Source organism: Pseudoalteromonas sp. TB41 (genome assembly GCF_000497975.1).
In the GTDB taxonomy this organism is placed as follows: domain Bacteria; phylum Pseudomonadota; class Gammaproteobacteria; order Enterobacterales; family Alteromonadaceae; genus Pseudoalteromonas; species Pseudoalteromonas tetraodonis.
Genome location: NZ_AUTH01000011.1, coordinates 39,316 through 59,470, shown reverse-complemented (window position 1 = coordinate 59,470; position 20,155 = coordinate 39,316). Strand labels below are relative to the sequence as shown.

Sequence of the window (20,155 nt, the reverse complement as noted above, 5' to 3'; positions counted from 1 at the left end):
AAAATACGCGCCCCATATGCGCCGGATTTACGATTCGGTAAACGCCCCTTGCGGGTTTTAAAAGCAAAATAGGAATACCATGACTACTGTCCATAAAGATAATGTAACCAGCGAACACTTTGTTGTATGCGCTCTGTATAAATTTGTTTCTCTGCCGGATTTTGAAGCACTTCGCCAACCTTTACTTAATGTAATGGAGCAAAACGAAGTACGAGGCACTTTATTAATTGCTGCAGAGGGGATTAACGGTACTGTCTCTGCAAAACGTGAAGGCATAGATAATTTACTTGCGTGGTTAGACACCCAACCAAATTTAGACAACATTGTTACCAAAGAATCATTTGATGACGAATGCCCGTTTTATCGCACAAAAGTTAAGCTGAAAAAAGAAATTGTGACTATGGGTGTTGAAGGCGTAGACCCATTAAAAGTAGTGGGCAGTTATGTTAAGCCACATGAATGGAATGCCCTTATTTCTGATCCAGAGGTGATCCTTGTTGATACCCGTAATGATTACGAAATTGAAATTGGTACGTTTCAAAACGCAGTAGACCCAAACACTAAAACGTTCCGTGAATTTCCTCAGTGGGCCAAAGAAAACCTAGACCCATCAAAACATAAAAAAGTAGCCATGTTTTGTACTGGTGGTATTCGCTGTGAAAAATCAACAGCCTATATGAAAGAGCAAGGTTTTGATGAGGTTTACCACCTTGAAGGCGGCATATTAAAATACCTAGAAGAAGTGCCAAAAGAAGAAACCATGTGGGAAGGCGAGTGTTTTGTATTTGATAACCGTGTAGCGGTAAATCATGACTTACAAAAAGGCTCATACGATCAGTGTCATGCATGTCGCATGCCTATCACAGAAGAAGAAAAGCAAAAGCCAGAATACATGGAAGGGGTGTCTTGTCACCACTGTATTGACAATGTAACCGATGAACAACGCGCTCGCTTTGCAGAGCGCCAAAAGCAAATAGAGCTTGCTCAAGCGCGCGGTGAAGGCCACATTGGTAACGAAGCACAAGCTGTTTTACAACAACGTAAAGAAGCTAAAAAAGCGCAAAAAGAAGCACAGCGAAATAAATAAGCGGTACTTTTTTGTTTGTACGTTATTAATAAAAAAACCTCAGTTTTAACTGAGGTTTTTTATTTTATACTCTTTTCACAATTGCTTGTATCTGTAGTAGAGAGCGTGACCTTGTTGGCAGCATTGACGAGCACACATTTTGTGTTTTTATCGAGCTTTTTCTTTTGAATAACGGTAAATTTACCTTCATCAGCAGCATATAGATTATACTGATACGCGGTGTTGCCCCCTTCAAATAAAGCAGTAAATAATCCACCGACTAATCCACCAACAATGGCGCCGCCAATCATTTCTTCTTTATTGCCATCTAAGCTATCTACAAAGCCAAACCCCGCACCAGCAGCTATTCCAGTTCCCACTTCTGAGGAGAGTGTTACTTTTTGTATTGATTCAACAGACGCATAATAACGTTTAACAACTTGATTTTGATCTGCCCGATCAATCCCTGGTGATGCACAGCCTGATAGTAAGATCACCATAATTAAACTCTTTTTCATAAATGTGCCTTTATTAAAAATATTGATGAGCTAAATCATAGTCATAAATGTAATTTAAATATGTGTGGATTTTGTATGCAGCTGTAAAAATATGTAAGAGTGGCTAGCATGCTTAATTTCAGCTTATTGTTTTGCTAATTTATCGTACTTAGCTATTTATTGATCATAGAGCTGTTAAACTGCGTAACATAATGGAAATAATAATTAATTAGGGTCACCCTTTGAAATCGCGAATTCTTTTTACCAGCGTGTTTTTTTCTTTAATGTCGTTAAGTTTATCTGTAAAGAGTGCCAATGTCGTGGTGGAGCAGGTAGCGATGGAACGTGCTAAAGAGCAAGTTCAGGCTGTCGGTAACGCCGAAGCAATTCATTCGGTTATTTTATATCCGGCTGTGGGCGATAAAGTAACGGCGGTCCATTTTAAACCGGGTGATAGCGTAAAGGCCGGTGATGTGTTACTTGAACTTGATTCACGAAGACAAAAAGCGGCACTTGAAGAGGCAAAAATAAAACTTGCTGACACCCAAAGAACCCTCGCACGTTTAAAGCAAAGCCAAGCAAAAGGGGCTGTGCCACAAAGTGATGTGGATGATGCAAAAACAGTTGTTGAATTAGCAAAAGTGACCCTTACCCAAGCAGAAACAGAATTTGAAGACCGCCAAGTTCGTGCGCCTTTTAACGGCACTATGGGACTTACCGACGTTGAAGTGGGTGACAGAATTACTCCCCAAACGGCGATTGCAAGTATTGATGATACGCGTGCTTTATATATAAATTTTAACGCCCCAGAATCGGCCGTTTATATGCTGCGCAATAAAGGCAATGTAAAAGTATTCCCTTGGCAGTCACAAAATGCTGTAAACGCAAAAATTGCTTATCTAGATTCACGAATAGACCCACAAACCCGCACCTTACGTGTAAAAGCGCAGCTTGAAAACCCGCAGCAAAAGTTCTTACCTGGCATGAGTTTTCGTGTTCATATTGAAGTAGAAGGGCAACGTTTTGCTGCTGTACCTGAGGCGGCATTACTGTGGGGAGCAACAGGCCCTTACGTATGGACAAGTGTTGATAAAAAAGCCACTCGAATTGATGTTAAAATTGAACAGCGCCTTGCAGGTCGTTTATTAGTTTCGGGGGCTTTAAAAGAACAAGATAACTTAGTGGTAGAGGGCGTACAACGCTTACGAGCTAACCAAGAGCTAAGCTTCTCAGCGCCAATCGCTAATACGCAGGAGTAGCCATGAAACAGCAACCTATGATGCAAGACTTGCCATCAATGGCTATTCGCCGCCCAGTGCTTATTGTGGTACTGAATTTACTGATTATTATTGCCGGAATTGCCGCCATAGCAGGCGTAGAAGTTCGAGAGCTTCCAGATGTAGACAGACCCCGTATTACTGTATCAGCCTCGTTCCCTGGTGGTTCACCTGAAACCGTTGATACCGAAGTTACCAGTAAACTTGAAGGTGCCGTGGCCCGCGTGAGCGGTGTTAAATCGATTCGTGCACAAAGTGAAGAAGGTAATTCACGCATTGTGGTTGAATTTAGACCGGGTGTTAACCTTGACGACGCTGCGAATGAAACGCGTGAGTCAGTTGCTCGAGTGCAAAGAGAGCTCCCTGAAGAGGTAGAGCGCGTTTCTATTATTAAGGCTGATAACGACGCTGAAGCGGTGGTTTCATTAACAGTATCAAGCGAAAGTTTATCGTTAGAGGCATTAACAGAGCGGGTTGATGTTGACTTAGCGCCGCAGTTTTTAACTATTCCTGGCGTTGCCGACGTACGATTAAACGGCGATAGAGAACGTGTGCTCAGGGTTCGCATTGATCCATTAAAGCTCAGCAGTTTTAATTTAACGATTCCAGATGTCGCCGATGTACTCAGGCAAGCCCCCTTTGATGTGCCTGCAGGGAGTTTAAAATCAAACGATCAGCAAATAATAGTGCGCGCTGATGCAACGTCTGTTACCCCCGCACAGGTGGGCGACATTATAATTCAGGGCGATACTCGTATTAGCGATATTGCTGCCGTGTACTTTGGTCCGGCCGATCCGCGCTCTATGGTAAGACTTAATGGTAAACCTGTTATTGGTATGGAAATTATTCGCCAAGCACAGTCCAACACCATCGAAATTTCTGATGAAGTACTCAACCTTATAGAGGGGATGCGGGAGCGCTTTCCTGAGATGGAGTTTACGCTAACATCAGATGACGCGCAGTTTATTAGAAGCTCAGTAGATGAAGTGATTAACTCATTGGTACTGACGGTACTGCTAGTGATCATCACCTTGTGGGTGTTTATTGGCTCATGGCGTGCAACATTAGTCCCAGCATTTGCCATTCCTGTTGCGCTTATAGGTTCATTAGCACTGATATGGGCACTTGGGTTTTCAATTAATATTTTAACCTTATTAGCACTGGTATTAGCGACAGGATTAATTGTTGATGATGCAATTGTAGTGAGTGAAAACATTCAACGCCAGCGAGGGTTAGGCCTTGGAAGGCGTGCCGCAGCGGTTGTTGGTACCCGCGAAGTATTTTTTGCCGTTATTGCCACCACTGCAGTATTAGCGGCTGTGTTTGTACCCATCGCATTTTTACCCTCTACAGCAGGGCGTTTATTTAGGGAGTTTGGTGGCGTACTAGCTGGTGCGGTAATTATATCTAGCTTTGTTGCTTTATCGTTAGTACCGGCGCTCACCTCAAAACTAAAGCTTAAGCAAGGTGGTTTTCACCCCTTTGCGAAATTTGGTAACGTGCTTGCCAATATTTATACCAAAACAATTCATAAAGTACTGGATCATGCGTGGGTTACCTTTATTGTTTGTTTATTAGTTGCAGGCGGTTCGGGTGCTTTGTATATGAGTTTAGATAACGAACTGCTCCCTACTGAAGATCGCGGTAAAATTAGAATATTTGCCCGCGGACCTGATGGCGTAGGCTTAAACTTTATGGATAGACAAGCCATTAAAATGGAAGATACCTTATTGCCTTTCGTTGAAAGTGGTGAAATTGAGTCTATTTACACTGTGGTTGGGCAATGGGATCCCAATATTGTGTTTATTACTGTGCCATTAAAGCATTGGGATGAACGTAACTTTAGCCAACAAGAAATTATTAATAAAATTCGCCAGCCTTTAGGCAACATCCCAGGCGCACCAGCTTACCCTGGTGGGGCAAATAGCTTAAATTTACGTGGCCAAGGTGGCGGCATAGAAATCGCTTTACTTGGACAAGATTATCTTGAAATATTTAAGGCTGCACAGCAGTTCTCAGCTGATCTTGAAAAAGCCGTGCCAGAAGCTGCGCCGGTAAGAGTATCGTATCAGCCATCGCAGCCGCAATTGCGTGTTAATATTGACAGACGACGCGCAGAAGAACTTGGCGTGTCTTTAAGTGATATCGCAATTACATTAAGAGCCGCTATTAATGGTGACGATATCGCTGATTTAAACATTGGCGATCAATCTATTCCTATTATGCTACAGGCACAAAATCAAACTATTAACGACCCAAGTGATTTAGCAAACTTGTTTATTAGAGCTCGTAATAATCAATTGGTGCCGCTCAGTAGTGTCGCTAACATTTCAGAGGAAGGGGTTGCTGCCGAGCTTGAGCGTCATGCTCAGCGCCGTGCCATAGAGCTCAGTATGGAGCTGCCTGAGGGCTTAACAATTGCCACCTTAGTGGAACAAATAAAGCAAGTGTCTGAGCAATCATTACCAGCAGGTATTACTCTTGCATTTAAAGGGGAAGCACTGACATTTGAAGAAACCTCCAACGAAGTATTAATGACCTACGTATTGGCATTTTTAATTGTGTTTTTAGTACTTGCGGCGCAATTTGAAAATGTTAACAGTGCAATCGTGGTAATGATCACTGTACCATTTGGGATTACATCGGCCATTCTAGCGCTGTATTTAACCGGTACCTCACTGAATATTTACTCGCAAATAGGCCTAGTGATGTTAATTGGGTTAATCGCTAAAAATGCAATTTTATTGGTCGAGTTTGCTGATCAATTAAGAGATCAGGGGCTGAGTGTTCGAAAAGCGGTTGAACGAGCTGCATTGGTACGTTTAAGACCAATCACCATGACCTTAATATCGACCTTACTCGGTGCGTTACCCCTCATTATGTCAACAGGTGCCGGAGCAGAAGCACGTAATGCCATTGGTTGGGTGGTATTTGGTGGACTTGCGTTAGCAGTATTGTTTACGCTTTACTTAACACCGGTGATTTATTTAGGATTAGCCCGCTTTACCAGTCCTCGTGGCGATGAGTCAAAGCAATTAGCCCAAGAGCTGGAGCAACTTGACTAACTAATTACGCTAATTGGCTATTTTTCTTTGAAAAAATAGCCAATTAAGCCCACAATTCAACTAGATTAAAGCCACAAGGATCACCCATGCAGGCCGAGCAAGTTGAAATAGCCCAATTTTTAGTTGAACACCCCCCCTTTGATACGCTTGAGAGCGAGGCACTAAACGAACTAGCAATGCAAATTGAAGTTGCTTATTTTCGTGCGCAAACTGATATTTTACATTTAGGCCAAGATATTAGTGACTTATATATTATTCGTAGTGGCTCGGTTGAAATTTCACGTCGTAATGGCGAGCTCTATAATCGTTTAGCCACAGGCGGCATTTTTGGCCAAATGGGCCTATTGATGAACCGCAAAGTGCGCTTTCCGGCTCGAGCCCTAGAAGACACCTTAACCTATTGTATTAACGTTAATACCTTCAACGAATATTGTGATAAATACGAAACCTTTGCCGATTTTTTTGAAGTGGATGGTAACGTACGTTTGCACCAAGCCATTGTAGAGCAAGCCGACAGCAATGATTTAACCACCGCGAAAGTGAAGTCATTATTACACCGTGATGTGGTCACAGTAACAATGCAAACTGCTATTCAAGACGTCGCATTTTTAATGACGCAAGAATCGGTCTCTTCAGTGTTAGTTACCGACATAGAAAAACAAATAAGCGACGACCCAGAAGAAGACGACGGTCAAGTTGTTGGGATCATAACCGACAGAGATATTCGCACTAAGGTGGTTGCCCAAGGGTTAACATATGATACACCCGCCAAAGAAGTAATGACATCAAGCTTAGTACTACTTGATAGCAACGCCTATGTGTTTGAAGCCGTATTAGCCATGCTAAGAGATAACTTACATCATTTACCTGTGGTACATAAAAAACGGCCTATTGGGGTAATATCGCTGTCTGACATTTTACGTTATGAATCACAAAGTAGCTTACTGTTAGTACGCGGTATTTTAGCGCAGCAATCAGTTGATGACTTAGTTCATTACGCGCGCCAATTACCTAATGTATTTGTACGTATGGTTAATGAAGATGCAAATTCGCATATGATAGGAACCGCTATGGCGGTCATAGGCCGTACCTTTAAACAGCGTTTGTTAGCACTGGCCGAAGAAAAATTTGGCGAGCCGCCTATTCCTTATTGTTTTATAGCCTTAGGCTCAATGGCCCGCGACGAGCAGCTAATTGTGACTGATCAAGATAATGCTCTCATTTTGGATAATAGTTTTGATGAAGCACTGCACGATGAGTATTTTCAAAACCTATCAGATTTTGTGTGTGATGGTTTAGCTAAATGTGGCTATACCTATTGTGACGGTGAAATTATGGCGTCGTTTAAAAAATGGCGTATGACCCGTACACAATGGAAAGAAAAATTTGCTAGTTGGATGGCCGAGCCGAAACCGCAAGCACTGCTTAATAGTTCGATATTTTTTGACTTAGATGGTGTATGGGGCAAGCTAAAATGGGCCGATGAGCTTAAAACGCTGGTGGCCAAAGAAAGCAAAGTAAACAAACGCTTTTTAGCGAACCTTGCTGCCAATGCCCGCAATAGAACGCCGCCATTAGGATTCTTTAACGGTTTTGTGCTTGAGCATAATGGCCAGCATAAGCGGTCAATGAACTTAAAACGCCGTGGTACGGCGCCGCTATCTGATGTGGTGCGCGTGCACGCCTTAGCGGTTGGCTCACGTAAACAAAACTCCTTTGAGCGCTTAGAAGATATTATAGAGGCAAATTTACTGCCTAAAGGTAAAGCACAAGATTTACGTGATGCGTTTGAGTATATTGCCACAGTACGTATTCGTCATCAGGCGTGGCAAATAGAGCAGGGTGAAGCCCCAGATAACGATCTAGACCCCCATTTACTTTCACCCTTTGAGCAAAGTAATTTAAAAGAAGCCTTTGCTATTTTAGAAAAAGCGCAAAGCTTTTTAAAATTTAGCTATTCTGCGCACCCGGGTGTGAAATAAGTTATGGCTAAATCACCGTTAGATTGGTCACAGCGCTACGAGCAGTTATTGCAAACTGCGCAAAACCCGTTACTTAAAGACTTTTATCAACAAGCGTTTACCAATCAGGCTGCTCCAATTAAAGATGTCCCTTTTGTGGCGCTCGACTTTGAAACAACCGGCCTTGATGCGAATAGCGATGATATTGTTAGTGTGGGGCTGGTGCCTTTTAATGTGAATCGTATTTATTGTAAAGAGAGCCGTCACTGGGTGGTGCAACCACGACGAGATTTAAGTGAAGAGTCAATAGTTATTCATGGAATTACTCATTCAGAAGTGGATGAAGCCCCTGATCTTAATCGAATTTTAGCGCCACTGCTTGATGCCCTTAAAGGCAAAGTGGTGGTGGTACATTATGCTGCAATAGAACGTCATTTTTTTTATAACGCGCTACTTATGCGTATAAAAGAGGGCATTGAGTTTGCACTAGTTGATACGATGGAAATAGAAAGGCGGGCGCTTAAAGCGCGGCAGGGGTTATTAGGCAGGCTGTTTAATTCAAAGCTAGGATCACTTAGGTTAAGTGATACACGGGAGCGTTATTCATTGCCACTGTATCAAAACCATAATGCGCTTACTGATGCACTAGCCACTGCCGAGCTGCTGCAAGCGCAGCTGAGTTACCACTATAGATCAGACACGCCAGTGAGTGAAATTTGGCTTTAGCTATTGAAGCATTACTGTTAAAAATAGAGCACAAAAAAAGCCGCAATTTGCGGCTTTTTTATTATGGAATGTGTTGTGTTATTTAACTGGGCGAGGCTCAGTTCGTAAACCTAAAATTAAGCTTACACACATCAATAACAATACAATGGTAAATGGCAGACCGGTTGATATAGCCCCCGCTTGCAGTGCTTCAATCGCTTGAGTGCCACCAATCCAAAGTAATGCAGCAGCGATAGCACCCTCAACAGACGCCCAAAAAATACGCTGTGGTACCGGCGCATCAATCTTACCACCTGCTGTGATTGAATCGATTACAAGTGACCCTGAATCAGAAGAAGTAATAAAGAATACCAGTACTAAAACAATAGCAATGAAAGATAAAACGTTCGCCATTGGCATTTCATCAAGCATTTGGAACATCGCCATAGGCACACTTGTTAAACCGTCAGTTCCTAGGGCACCAATTCCATTAACTACTTGGTCAATTGCGATGCCGCCATAAATAGACATCCATAAGATAGTGACTGCTGTAGGAATAAGTAGTACAGCGGTTAAAAACTCACGAATTGTACGACCACGTGAAACACGGGCAATAAACATACCTACAAACGGTGACCACGAAATCCACCAAGCCCAATAAAATACTGTCCATCCATGCATCCATGTTTCATCTTCACGACCATGTGGGTTACTTAACGGAATAATGTTTTCTACATAGCCCATTACCGTGTTTGGTATATTACCCATAGATACAGCAAAACCAACTAAACATACAAATACCAGTAGCACTAAAGCAATAAGCATATTGACGTTACTTAGTAGCTTAACGCCACCATCAATGCCTCGAATAACTGAGACAATGGCTAATAACGTCACCCCTGTAATAACCAGAATTTGTGAACCTACGCCACCTTCAAGGCCAAATACGTGGTTAATACCCGCTGAAGCTTGTTGAGCACCTAATCCTAAAGACGTTGCCAAACCAAATAAGGTCGCAAGCACAGCTAAAATATCGATTATATGCCCCGGCCAGCCCCATGCTTTATCACCTAAAATAGGGTAAAAAATTGAGCGTATAGAAAGCGGTAAGCCTTTATTGTATGTGAAAAACGCTAAAGAAAGCGCGACAACCGCATAAATGGCCCAAGGATGAAGACCCCAGTGGAACATAGTTGCGCCCATTGCAAGCTTTGCTGCTTCTGGGGTGTTGGCAGCCACATTAAGCGGTGTTTCATACCAGCCGGTGTAATAAGCCACCGGTTCAGCAACTCCCCAAAACATTAAGCCAATACCCATACCTGCTGCAAATAACATTGCCAGCCAAGAAATACGAGAGTGAGATGGTTTAGCATCGTCGCCGCCTAAACGGATATTGCCGTAAGGCGAAAAAATTAAAACTAAACAAAAAATAACAAAGAAGTTAGCAGCCCACATAAACAGGCCGTCAAAATTATTAATAATATCGGTTTTAATACCATCTAGCGTTGTTTTAGCAACTTCGGCATCAGATACTAATACGGCAATTAAAAACAGCGCTATTAACCCTGCACTTATTCCGAATACAGGGTTATGTATATCAAACCCCCATTTTTGCACGTTGTCTTGACCTACGGTGTAGTCCGTATTGTCAATACTGTACTTGTCATGATTCTCGCTCATGCAATACCTCATTGGTTAATGAAACAGGCTGGCTTAATGCCAGTTTTTTATAGTTCACTGTATTCGTCTTATTAGATTCTTTGCCAAAGCTAACAACACGAATAATTAGAAGACTAACTAATTTAATTGCCCATCATACCTTTACTGCTAGGGGAGTTAAATATTAAATACGAAAGAATTAACACTTTGCTAAAATTTTGAGCTGACTTTGTCTTTTTATTGTACATGTCTGGTCGCTAAGAAAATGAAAACTAACGCGTTAGCACTTTATTTTATAGTCGTAAATAGCAATGAATGCAAAAGCTAAGTTAATGAATATTCATATTAATAGGGCGTATAAACAGATAAATCACTTAATTTGATACGCTAAAAGCGTACTCTGATTTTTAAAACTAAGAGTAATTTGTTAAATGGGCTTTTTTATGACTTTTTAATTACATTTTTATAGCTTTGGATTTTTAGCCAAGGGGAGGTTAATAGAATCAGCAATGAAAATAGCGATGTTAAAGTAGTTTTTATAAAAAGGTGGCATACTTATTTTGCAGTTTAAACTAATTTGCTTTCTCATTTATTTTGAGTCTTAACAGCTTAACTCACGAAGAGGGTAAAGAGACGCTGCGCTTTTAGAGAAGTAACAAAGCCACATAATTAAACAAAAATGATGAGGCAGAATGGCTTTTACTTTCTCATTTTCTTCTCATTCACTTCTCTCAGTGCAATAAGCATTTTAAGAAAATTACGCACAAAGACACCAAAAAAAGCTGCAGCTTTAACACTGCAGCTTAGGATGGTTAAATTTTCATTTGTACGCTTCGTTATGAACGCCCGCGGCGCGCCCTGATGGGTCGGCATTATTTTGAAATGATGCATCCCATGCGAGTGCTTCTGGGGTTGAACACGCAACTGATTTACCATGTGGTACACACTTAGCCGAGGCATCGCCTGGGAAGTGCGACTCAAAAATACTGCGGTAAAAATACGCTTCTTTAGAGTCTGGCGTGTTAATTGGGTATTTAAATTTGGCATTCGCCAATTCTTGATCCGTTACTTGCTCATTAACAAATTCTTTTAAGGTATCTATCCAGCTGTAGCCAACGCCATCAGAGAATTGCTCTTTTTGACGCCATAACACTTCATCTGGGAGGTAGCCGTCAAAGCCTGCACGTAAAATGTGTTTTTCAATTTTGCCGTCTTTACACATTTTAGCTTCAGGGTTAATGCGCATTGCCACATCAACAAACTCTTTATCTAAAAATGGTACGCGTGCTTCAACACCCCAAGCCGCCATTGATTTATTGGCACGTAAACAGTCAAACATATGGAGCTTTGAAACTTTACGGTTCAGCTCTTCATGAAATTCTTGTGCATTAGGCGCTTTATGAAAATATAAATAACCGCCAAATAATTCATCTGCACCTTCACCTGAGAGCACCATTTTTATACCCATGGCTTTAATTTGACGCGCCATTAAGTACATAGGGGTTGATGCACGAATAGTGGTTACATCGTAGGTTTCAATGTGATAAATCACTTCTTTAAGTGCATCAATACCTTGTTGAATAGTAAAAATAATAGGGTGGTGAATAGTACCTATCATATCAGCCACTTTTTGCGCTGCTGCTAAATCGGGAGAGCCCTCTAAACCCACTGAAAACGAGTGCAGTTTAGGCCACCAAGCGTCACTTTCGTCGTTGTCTTCAATACGTTTTGCAGCAAAATGTTGAGTAATAGCTGAAATAACAGACGAATCTAATCCACCTGATAGTAATACACCGTAAGGTACGTCACACATAAGCTGGCGTTTTACCGCGGCTTCTAGAGCATCTTTTACATCTTCTGCCTTGGCATCGTTGTTTTTAACGGCGTCATAGCGTTGCCAATCACGTTGATAGTAAGAGGTTAATTTGCCGTCTTTGCTGTAAAGGTAATGCCCCGGCGGAAACTCTTCAATGTGCTTACAAATAGGTGACAGCGCTTTGAGCTCTGACGCTACATAAAAGTTACCGTGCTCATCGTGACCTGTGTACAGTGGAATAATACCAATGTGATCGCGACCAATTAAGTACGCGTCTTGCTCTTCGTCATATAAACAAAAAGCAAAAATACCATTTAAGTCATCTAAAAATGCCGGCCCTTTTTGTTTATACAGGGCTAAAATCACTTCACAATCTGACTGGGTTTGAAAATCAAAGTCGACCTCTAAATTAGCGGCCAGCTCTTTGTGGTTATAAATTTCGCCATTAACCGCTAAAATATGGGTTTTTTCTGGGTTGTAAAGGGGTTGAGCACCGCTTGATACGCCAACAATGGCTAAGCGCTCATGCACTAAAATTGCTTTATCAGATGAATACACACCAGACCAATCAGGCCCGCGGTGGCGAAGCAGTTTGGACATTTCGATTGCCTGAGCGCGTAACTGGCTGGGATCCGATTTAATATCGAGTACGCCGAATATTGAACACATAATTTTTCCTCATTCCTATTAAGTGCCTACGATAGCGAGTTTGCTAAAGACTAACCTTGTTTTATCAGAAATAAATACCTAAGTCACACGGCTTTTTTAAATTAATAAGAATAATTTATGCACCAAACAAGTTACTGGTGCACCAACATGGTGAGGTCGATAGTGTGATAGCAACGAATTGTACAATTTTTAATTTAAAACAGGCAGGGATAAGCATTTAATGCCCATGAAAATATATATTTGCACCAAGTGGGTGCAAATATAATCGTTAAGAAAATAGCTTTAAGTTAATTAGTCCAATAGCGATTTAAACTCAATTTAAGCTGAGATAGATGTGCATCGAGTTTACTTTTTGCCGCGGTTGCTTGTTCAAGCGTTACAAACTCAAAAGTAATAGAATCGGCGGTTCTAAACTGAGCAAACTGATGTAAATCCGCCTCTATTACATGGCCTATCAATGGGTAGCCCCCCGTTGTTTGTGCATCATTTAACAGCACAATTGGGTTGCCATCAGGTGGGAGTTGCACGCTTCCCGGTGCTACTGCGAGTGAGTGCAGTGAGAGCGAGTGTTGCATTATTTGGCTATTATTATGATCTAAGCGTACTCCCATTCGATTACTATTCGGGTTAATAGTAAATGAGGTGGTACAGAAAGCGTTTATACACTCAGGTGTAAGTAGTTCATGATGTGGGCCTTGATGTAGCCGAATAACTTTTCGTTTAGGCGGTGTTAATGCACCTTTATTGCATAGCCAAGGCTGAGTATATGGGGTTATTTTTATAATATCGTCGCTTTGTAATGCTCGGCCATTAAAACCACCAATGGCTGCCCCTAAGTCGGTTGATTTAGAGCCCATAACTTCAGGGCATTCAATTCCACCTTTTACGGCAATGTAAGCTCTGGAGCCACCGCGTCCTGTATCAAATTTAAGTGTTTGTTTTGCTTTTACCGGATAACTCCACCCGGGGTAAACGGCTTGAGTGTCAATTTTAGCGTTTAAGTCGGCTCCATGCAGAGCAATGACGGTATCGCACTCAAATTGCAATTCACATAACCCAACGGTGAGTTCAAGTACGGCATCGTTATCGTGATTATTTACTAAGCGATTGGCAATAATGTGCGCATAGGCGTCTAAGCTACCCGAGCGGCTAACCCCTAAATGACGAAAACCCACACGGCCTAAATCTTGGATTGTTAGTTGAATACCGCTCTTGATTACTTTAATCATTGCTTACTCCTTTTACAGGCACAAACTCTATGGTATCGCCAGGTTTAAATAAGCAAGGATTAGCCGCTTTAGAATCAAATAAGCAGGCATCAGTGTGAGCTATAATATGCCAACCACCTGGCGAATCTTCAGGGTAAATACCTGTTTGGTCTGCTCCAATGGCAATCGCGCCTTTAGGTACACTCACTCGCGGATTATCTCGCCTTGGGGTAAATAACCGTGAGTTGAGCCCATGTAAATAAGGAAAACCGGGAACAAAGCCTAAAAATAGAACGTGATATAACTCTTTACTATGTAAGTTAATCACTTCATCAATTGTGAGTTGATGATAGTTAGCTACGTAATCTAAATCTCCACCTTGGTAGTAGGTATTAATTTGGTGGTGCTGGCTATCAAACGGGTAATCATCCACTTCATCCCATAACTTAGCTAAAGTGTTGTACCATTTATTAAGCATTTCTGAGGACTTTAAATACAAAGTTAACGAGTTCATAGCTGGTACCAAATCGATAAATTCATTGCTGTTTTTACAGTGTTGGGCGAGTGCCCAAAGCTTTTTTTGCGTCGCAAGTATGTGTGGTTCGCTGTAGTGAGAAACATCAAAAAGCAGGCTAGAGTTCGTTAAAATTTTTATACTAGGAATCATGCTCATATCGATAACTCATTAATATTAATTACATTTAAGCTATCACAGTCACTGTAATATTACGATATTAATAGACAAGCTCGGATCGAATAAACTCCCTCATTCGTAAAGTTTTGTTGTGTGTGAAATTAATTGTTGAGTTTACAGGTCAGCTTTAGGGTAACTAAAACTAAGAGGTAATCGTATGTTTAAGGGGTTAATATTAGCTACATTTGCTATGTCGGGATTACTAAGTACGATGAGCGCAATTTCGTCAGATGAGGTAACTAAATCCAGTGATTTAAATGCCACTATGCATGTAGAAAAGCTAGTGCTTGGCTCGGGTTGTTTTTGGGGGGCAGAAAAACGCTATGAAGCACTTAATGGAGTACTCGATGCAGAGTCGGGCTATGCCGATGGGCATGGGTTTAAACCAAGCTACAAAAATATAACTAAGTTATCGCGTCGCTTCGATGAAGATAACTACGCTGAAGTGGTGCAGGTTACATTTAATAGCAATATTATTTCGGCAAAAGAGCTGCTGCAAAATTATTACGAAAGCCACGATCCGACTCAAAAAAACCGCCAAGGTAATGATGTAGGCACACAATATCGCTCTATTATTTTAACTACAAGTGACGAGCAAGCAAACACCGCGATTGCTGTAACACAGCAGTACCAGCAGTTACTCACCAAAGCAGGTTATGGAACAATAGCTACACAAATTAAGCCACTAGAGCAATTTTATTCTGCTGATGAGTATCATCAAAATTACCTTGAAAAATATCCAAACGGTTATTGCCCAGACCATTCAACCGGTGTTGTTTTTAGTCAAGACGAAAAGCAGCAGGTTGATAACACGGCATTGTTGACTGGCAAACAAATTGTTATTTTAGACTCTCGCGATTACTGCCCTTACTGTGAAAAGTTTAAAGCGACGGTAGCCAATGACTACAAAGGCACAATACCAATGACATTTCGCCATGCTGATCAGCTTAGCGGCTTAACTATCAAAAGTGCAACTTGGGCTACACCCACCATACTATTTTTAGAAGATGGAGTAGAAGTGTATTCTCGCCAAGGTTATATGGATGCCGAGCTGTTTTATAAAGCGCTAGGTGCATTTAAACTCGGTGACAGTGAAGCTTATAAAGTGGCGTTTAACGCTAAAACCGACAGCCCATATTGCAAAGAATACGCTATTTTTAAAAACACCCCCGATGGCATTTTTATCGATAAACTCAGTGGTGAACCCTTGTTTGATACCCGCGACAGATTTAATTCGGGTACTGGCTGGTTGTCGTTTACACATCCTGTAAAAGACAGCGTAACGCAGCATGAAGATAACAGTTGGGGAATGCAACGTATTGAGCTTAAATCTAAAAGTACCGGGATTCATTTAGGGCATTTATTCCCGGGTGAAGGGCCAAATGGTCAAGATAGATATTGTATTAATGCCACTGTATTAGAATTTGTTGCTCGTGAGGAAATAAACAGATCAGATGATGTTTAAGCTAATTAGCAAATAAGCAAATTTAAAGTAAAAAAAAGCAGCGATACTTAAAAAAGGTCGCTGCATTTCAATTGACAACATCTTCACACACAATAAAGATTCGGGGGGTTGTATTAGTAATAACTAATGCTGAATTATTGTTGCTGATGTGAACGTAAATAAAAACAACTCAAGCTCAGTCACCACCGAACTTGAGTTGCTTTTTACACTGACAACATCTTCACACACAATAAAGATTCTTATATTTATTGGCGGGTGTAAGCGTAAAATAAAAACAACCCAAGCTAAGTCACCACCGAACTTGAGCTGTTTTTTACACTGACAACATCTTCACACACAATAAAGATTCTTTTTTACTAGCTTGTTGTTACAAACTAATTAAATTTGGTTTCAGTAACGCGTTTTATTATTTTTGGTCGTTGCTGATTTGTTGAGTTAACTTTAGAGCTTTTACTCAATTTCGACAAGCGATAAAAACAAAACTAATAAGTGAAAAAAACTAATCTATAAATTCAGTCAACAAGGAGTTATTCAAGTGGTTGATAATGCTGCTTATATTTTATTTTTTTAGATTTGCGTGAGACACAAAAAATATTTAAAAAAGGTCGTAAATAACAAAACGCCCATAAAAGGGCGTTTAATTAATAGTCACTTTGTTTGTCTGAAGGTGTTAATTACCCATTTTGCAAACAAATCGAGCGGGTGGTTTGCCGTACTAGAGCCGTGTTGTACCAAGTAGTATTTATCTTTGGTGGTAAGGGGTTGTTCAAACAGTTTATAGAGCCATTGCTCATCCAGCCAGCTTTGGCTAATTGGTAGAGGAATAAGTGCAATCCCCATTCCTTGCTGCGCCGCTCTTGCTACACCAAACATACTATCTATTTGAATAATTTGCGTTGGTGAAAAGTCATCAATCCCAACTTTTTCTGCCCACTGATGCCAAGCCCAAGGGCGTGCTTTATGAACAATAAGCGGCACTTGATTAAGCGCTTGGCAATGATCGTTTTGCCATTGTTCAAGCAGTTTTTTATTACACGCTGGAATATATTCTAAATTAAATAACTCAGTAGCTAGTCCATCAAGCGGTTTACTTGAAGATAAAATTATAGATAAATCACTTTGGCGAGTCAGCTCTTTGCGTGTTTTGAGGGTATCCATGTGTAAATTAATATTAGGGTGCTCGCTGGTCCATTCACTGAGCTTAGGCATTAACAATTCACTGGCAAAAAATTCGGGCAGGGTAATGGTTAAGTTTACATTTTGTTGTAACTGACTAAATTCATTAATGGTGCTCTCTAGCATATTTATAATTGGATAAATTGCTTCAAAAAAGTTTTTACCTGCAGGCGTTAAACTAATAGAGCGAGTTTGTCTTTGAAATAAATCAATGCCTAGCTGCTCTTCTAGCTGTTTAATTTGGTGGCTTACAGCCGAGGGCGTTAAGTAAAGCTCTTTAGCAGCATGTTTAAAACTTAAGCTTTTTGCGGCAAAACAAAAAGAGCGAAGGCCGCGAATAGGTGTTTGCATGGTATCCAGTATAAAGTTATTTCAATCGCCTAGTAATAGGCAATAATTAAACCAAAAATAAAAACTAACTATATCAGCAATTTATTTATTTTATTAGGTCGAATTCACCTAAGTGGTGCGTTAAATTGTCACTATAGTGCAAAAACTAAAATATAGACAAAAAAAATCCCTCTTACGAGGGATTTTGGGTAACTCAGCGCCATTGGCACTGGGAATGAGGTCGGTACAGAGTGAAATTATGAGTGGTTTAAAACACCATCTCAGGAATATCACCATTAACAAGCAATTTACCTGCCGTTTTGCTAATAATTTCATCAACTGATACGCCTGGTGCGCGTTCTAGTAAATGAAATGCGCCGTCTTTTACTTCTAGAACGGCTAAATCAGTAACTATTTTTTTAACACAGTTAACGCCCGTTAGCGGTAACGTACAGCTTTCTAATAACTTAGAGTCGCCGTGTTTACTGGCATGGGTCATGGTAACAATAATGTTTTTTGCACCTGCGACTAAATCCATCGCTCCGCCCATGCCTTTAATTAATTTTTTAGGGATCATCCATGAGGCTATAGAACCGTTTTGATCTACCTCAAACGCGCCCAGAACGGTTAAGTCTACATGACCACCCCGTATCATGGCAAAACTATCTGCACTATTAAATATAGCTGCACCAGTAGCTGCCGTCACGGTTTCTTTACCTGCGTTGATCATATCCGCATCAACAGTGGCTTTAGTAGGGTATTCGCCCATGCCTAAAAGACCATTTTCGGACTGTAGCATAACTTCTATGCCATCGGGTACATAGTTTGCGACGAGTGTCGGAATACCAATGCCCAAATTAACATAAAACCCATCTTGTAACTCTTGAGCTACGCGCATTGCGACTTGTTCACGTGATAATGCCATTGTTAGTGCTCCTGCTTAATCTCGTGTGGTAACACGTTCAATGCGTTTTTCAAAGTTACCTTTTATAACGCGGTTAACAAAAATTCCTGGCGTATGTATTTGGCTTGGCTCAAGTTCGCCTGGCTCAACAATTTCCTCTACTTCTGCAATGGTAATTTTACCCGCAGTAGCCGCCATTGGATTGAAGTTCATGGCTGTATGACGAAATACTAAGTTGCCGTAGCGATCCGCTTTCCATGCTTTTACAATAGCGAATTCACCGGTAATTGACTCTTCTAAAATATAAGGGCGACCATTAAACTCTTTTACTTCTTTACCCTCAGCAACCGGTGTGCCGTAACCTGTGGCTGTGTAAAAAGCAGGTATTCCTGCACCACCAGCACGCATTTTTTCAGCAAGAGTACCTTGTGGCGTAAGTTCTACATCAATCTCGCCACTTAGTAGTTGCTGTTCAAACAAGGCATTTTCGCCAACGTATGAGGCGACCACTTTTTTAATTTGCTTGTCGTGCAGTAACAGCCCTAAACCAAAGTCATCAACACCACAGTTATTGGAAACAACGGTTAATTCTTTAGTTTGCATTTTTTTAATTTGGGCAATTAGACCCTCAGGGATACCACATAAGCCAAAACCACCGGCTATTATTGTATCGCCGTCTTTTAAACCTTCCATTGCAGCTTCATAACTAGAAACTACTTTATCAAAACCGGCCATGAGTCACTCCTCATTCTGTGCTATTTAATTATTGTGCGTGTAATGCTGCAGAAACCTTGCTAGCAGGTTGTTTGTTCAGTGCACTCGTAATTTGCCAACCTGCCTCAGCAAGCCTTTGTAAATCAATTCCATGCTCAATGCCAAGTCCTTGCAGTAAGTATACAACATCTTCGGTGGCAACATTTCCTGACGCGCCTTTGGCATATGGGCAGCCACCAAGGCCGGCAACAGCACTGTCAACCGTTGCTATACCAAGGTTTAGAGCAGCGTAAATATTTGTGAGCGCTTGCCCGTATGTGTCGTGAAAATGTACAGCAAGTTTAGATTTATCAATATGTTTAAGTAGCAATGTAAGTAGCTCTATTACTTTAGCGGGTGTGCCAACACCTATGGTGTCACCTAGGCTAATTTCATAACAGCCCATTTTTAAGAGTTTAGCAGCAACAGCCAGTACAGTATGAGGGTCAACATCTCCCTCATACGGGCAACCTAACACACAACTTACATAACCGCGTACCCGAATGTTATGCGCCTTTGCAAAAGCCATAACTTCACTAAAACGCGCCAAACTTTGCTCAATAGAGCAATTAATATTTTTTTGGCAAAATGCTTCGCTCGCTGCGGTAAATATTGCAAATTCTTTAATACCTACAGCATCTGCTGCCTCTGCCCCTTTTAAATTAGGGGTAAGGGCACTGAGATTAACCTCAGGTAAATTAAGTGCGCTTATTACTTCACTAGAGTCTGCCATTTGTGGCACCCATTTAGGTGAGACAAACGCACCAGCTTCTATGTCTTTTATGCCTGCAGCGGCGAGTGCGTTAATAAGCGTTATTTTATCAGCAGTTTCTACAGCGGCTTCATTTTGAAGTCCATCTCTGGCGCCCACTTCAACAATGCGCACTGCTTTAGGTAATAATGAACTCAT

Annotated in this window: 15 protein-coding genes; 6 read left to right on the top strand and 9 right to left on the bottom strand. The window is 41.2% G+C overall.

Features of this window, described 5'->3' with window-relative positions; translation table 11 throughout:
* Positions 1–79: 79 nt before the first annotated feature.
* Complete coding sequence (locus L641_RS0102055) at positions 80–1,087, top strand: rhodanese-related sulfurtransferase (protein ID WP_024600985.1); 1,008 nt, start codon at positions 80–82, stop codon at positions 1,085–1,087.
* A gap of 59 nt (positions 1,088–1,146) precedes the next feature.
* Here the strand turns inward: L641_RS0102055 and L641_RS0102050 are convergent, their stop codons facing one another.
* The gene (locus L641_RS0102050) at positions 1,147–1,584 is read right to left on the bottom strand and encodes a hypothetical protein (protein WP_016899934.1); all 438 of its coding nucleotides are present in this window, start codon (positions 1,582–1,584) and stop codon (positions 1,147–1,149) included.
* Positions 1,585–1,805: 221 nt separating this feature from the next.
* On the opposite strand from L641_RS0102050, the gene L641_RS0102045 reads away from it, so the two are divergent.
* From L641_RS0102045 to L641_RS0102030, 4 genes are all read left to right on the top strand, one after another.
* The gene (locus L641_RS0102045; protein WP_016899935.1) at positions 1,806–2,822 is read left to right on the top strand and encodes an efflux RND transporter periplasmic adaptor subunit; all 1,017 of its coding nucleotides are present in this window, start codon (positions 1,806–1,808) and stop codon (positions 2,820–2,822) included.
* 2 nt (positions 2,823–2,824) lie between these two features.
* The gene (locus L641_RS0102040; RefSeq protein ID WP_024600984.1) at positions 2,825–5,905 is read left to right on the top strand and encodes an efflux RND transporter permease subunit; all 3,081 of its coding nucleotides are present in this window, start codon (positions 2,825–2,827) and stop codon (positions 5,903–5,905) included.
* Between the two features lie 86 nt (positions 5,906–5,991).
* Positions 5,992–7,887, top strand: coding sequence for a putative nucleotidyltransferase substrate binding domain-containing protein (locus L641_RS0102035; RefSeq protein ID WP_016899937.1), 1,896 nt, complete (start codon positions 5,992–5,994; stop codon positions 7,885–7,887).
* 3 nt (positions 7,888–7,890) lie between these two features.
* Positions 7,891–8,592 (top strand): 3'-5' exonuclease, encoded by a 702-nt coding sequence (locus L641_RS0102030; protein ID WP_016899938.1) that lies wholly within the window; start codon positions 7,891–7,893, stop codon positions 8,590–8,592.
* 78 nt (positions 8,593–8,670) lie between these two features.
* On the opposite strand, the gene L641_RS0102025 is transcribed toward L641_RS0102030, so the two are convergent.
* The 4 genes from L641_RS0102025 to pxpB all read right to left on the bottom strand — a co-directional run bounded on the left by L641_RS0102025 (position 8,671) and on the right by pxpB (position 14,596).
* A complete protein-coding gene (locus L641_RS0102025; protein ID WP_013464887.1) occupies positions 8,671–10,251 on the bottom strand; it encodes a BCCT family transporter in 1,581 nt (526 codons plus the stop codon).
* Positions 10,252–11,050: 799 nt separating this feature from the next.
* Positions 11,051–12,715 (bottom strand): asparagine synthase B, encoded by a 1,665-nt coding sequence (gene asnB / locus L641_RS0102020; RefSeq protein WP_024600983.1) that lies wholly within the window; start codon positions 12,713–12,715, stop codon positions 11,051–11,053.
* 287 nt (positions 12,716–13,002) lie between these two features.
* Complete coding sequence (locus tag L641_RS0102015; RefSeq protein WP_008465709.1) at positions 13,003–13,944, bottom strand: biotin-dependent carboxyltransferase family protein; 942 nt, start codon at positions 13,942–13,944, stop codon at positions 13,003–13,005.
* Positions 13,937–14,596, bottom strand: a complete 660-nt coding sequence (gene pxpB / locus L641_RS0102010) for a 5-oxoprolinase subunit PxpB (RefSeq protein ID WP_024600982.1) — start codon at positions 14,594–14,596, stop codon at positions 13,937–13,939. Before pxpB ends, L641_RS0102015 begins: the two co-directional genes overlap by 8 nt.
* 178 nt (positions 14,597–14,774) lie before the next feature.
* On the opposite strand from pxpB, the gene msrA reads away from it, so the two are divergent.
* Positions 14,775–16,082, top strand: a complete 1,308-nt coding sequence (gene msrA / locus L641_RS0102005; RefSeq protein WP_024600981.1) for a peptide-methionine (S)-S-oxide reductase MsrA — start codon at positions 14,775–14,777, stop codon at positions 16,080–16,082.
* A 648-nt stretch (positions 16,083–16,730) separates the two neighbouring features.
* Here msrA and L641_RS0102000 read toward each other — a convergent pair.
* From L641_RS0102000 to L641_RS0101985, 4 genes are all read right to left on the bottom strand, one after another.
* Positions 16,731–17,609, bottom strand: a complete 879-nt coding sequence (locus tag L641_RS0102000; protein WP_010389946.1) for a LysR family transcriptional regulator — start codon at positions 17,607–17,609, stop codon at positions 16,731–16,733.
* Between the two features lie 247 nt (positions 17,610–17,856).
* Entirely contained in the window at positions 17,857–18,513 is a 657-nt protein-coding gene (locus tag L641_RS0101995; RefSeq protein WP_008114705.1) for a 3-oxoacid CoA-transferase subunit B, read from the bottom strand.
* A 15-nt stretch (positions 18,514–18,528) separates the two neighbouring features.
* Entirely contained in the window at positions 18,529–19,227 is a 699-nt protein-coding gene (locus L641_RS0101990; protein ID WP_010389947.1) for a CoA transferase subunit A, read from the bottom strand.
* A gap of 28 nt (positions 19,228–19,255) precedes the next feature.
* Positions 19,256–20,155, bottom strand: a complete 900-nt coding sequence (locus L641_RS0101985; protein ID WP_008114701.1) for a hydroxymethylglutaryl-CoA lyase — start codon at positions 20,153–20,155, stop codon at positions 19,256–19,258.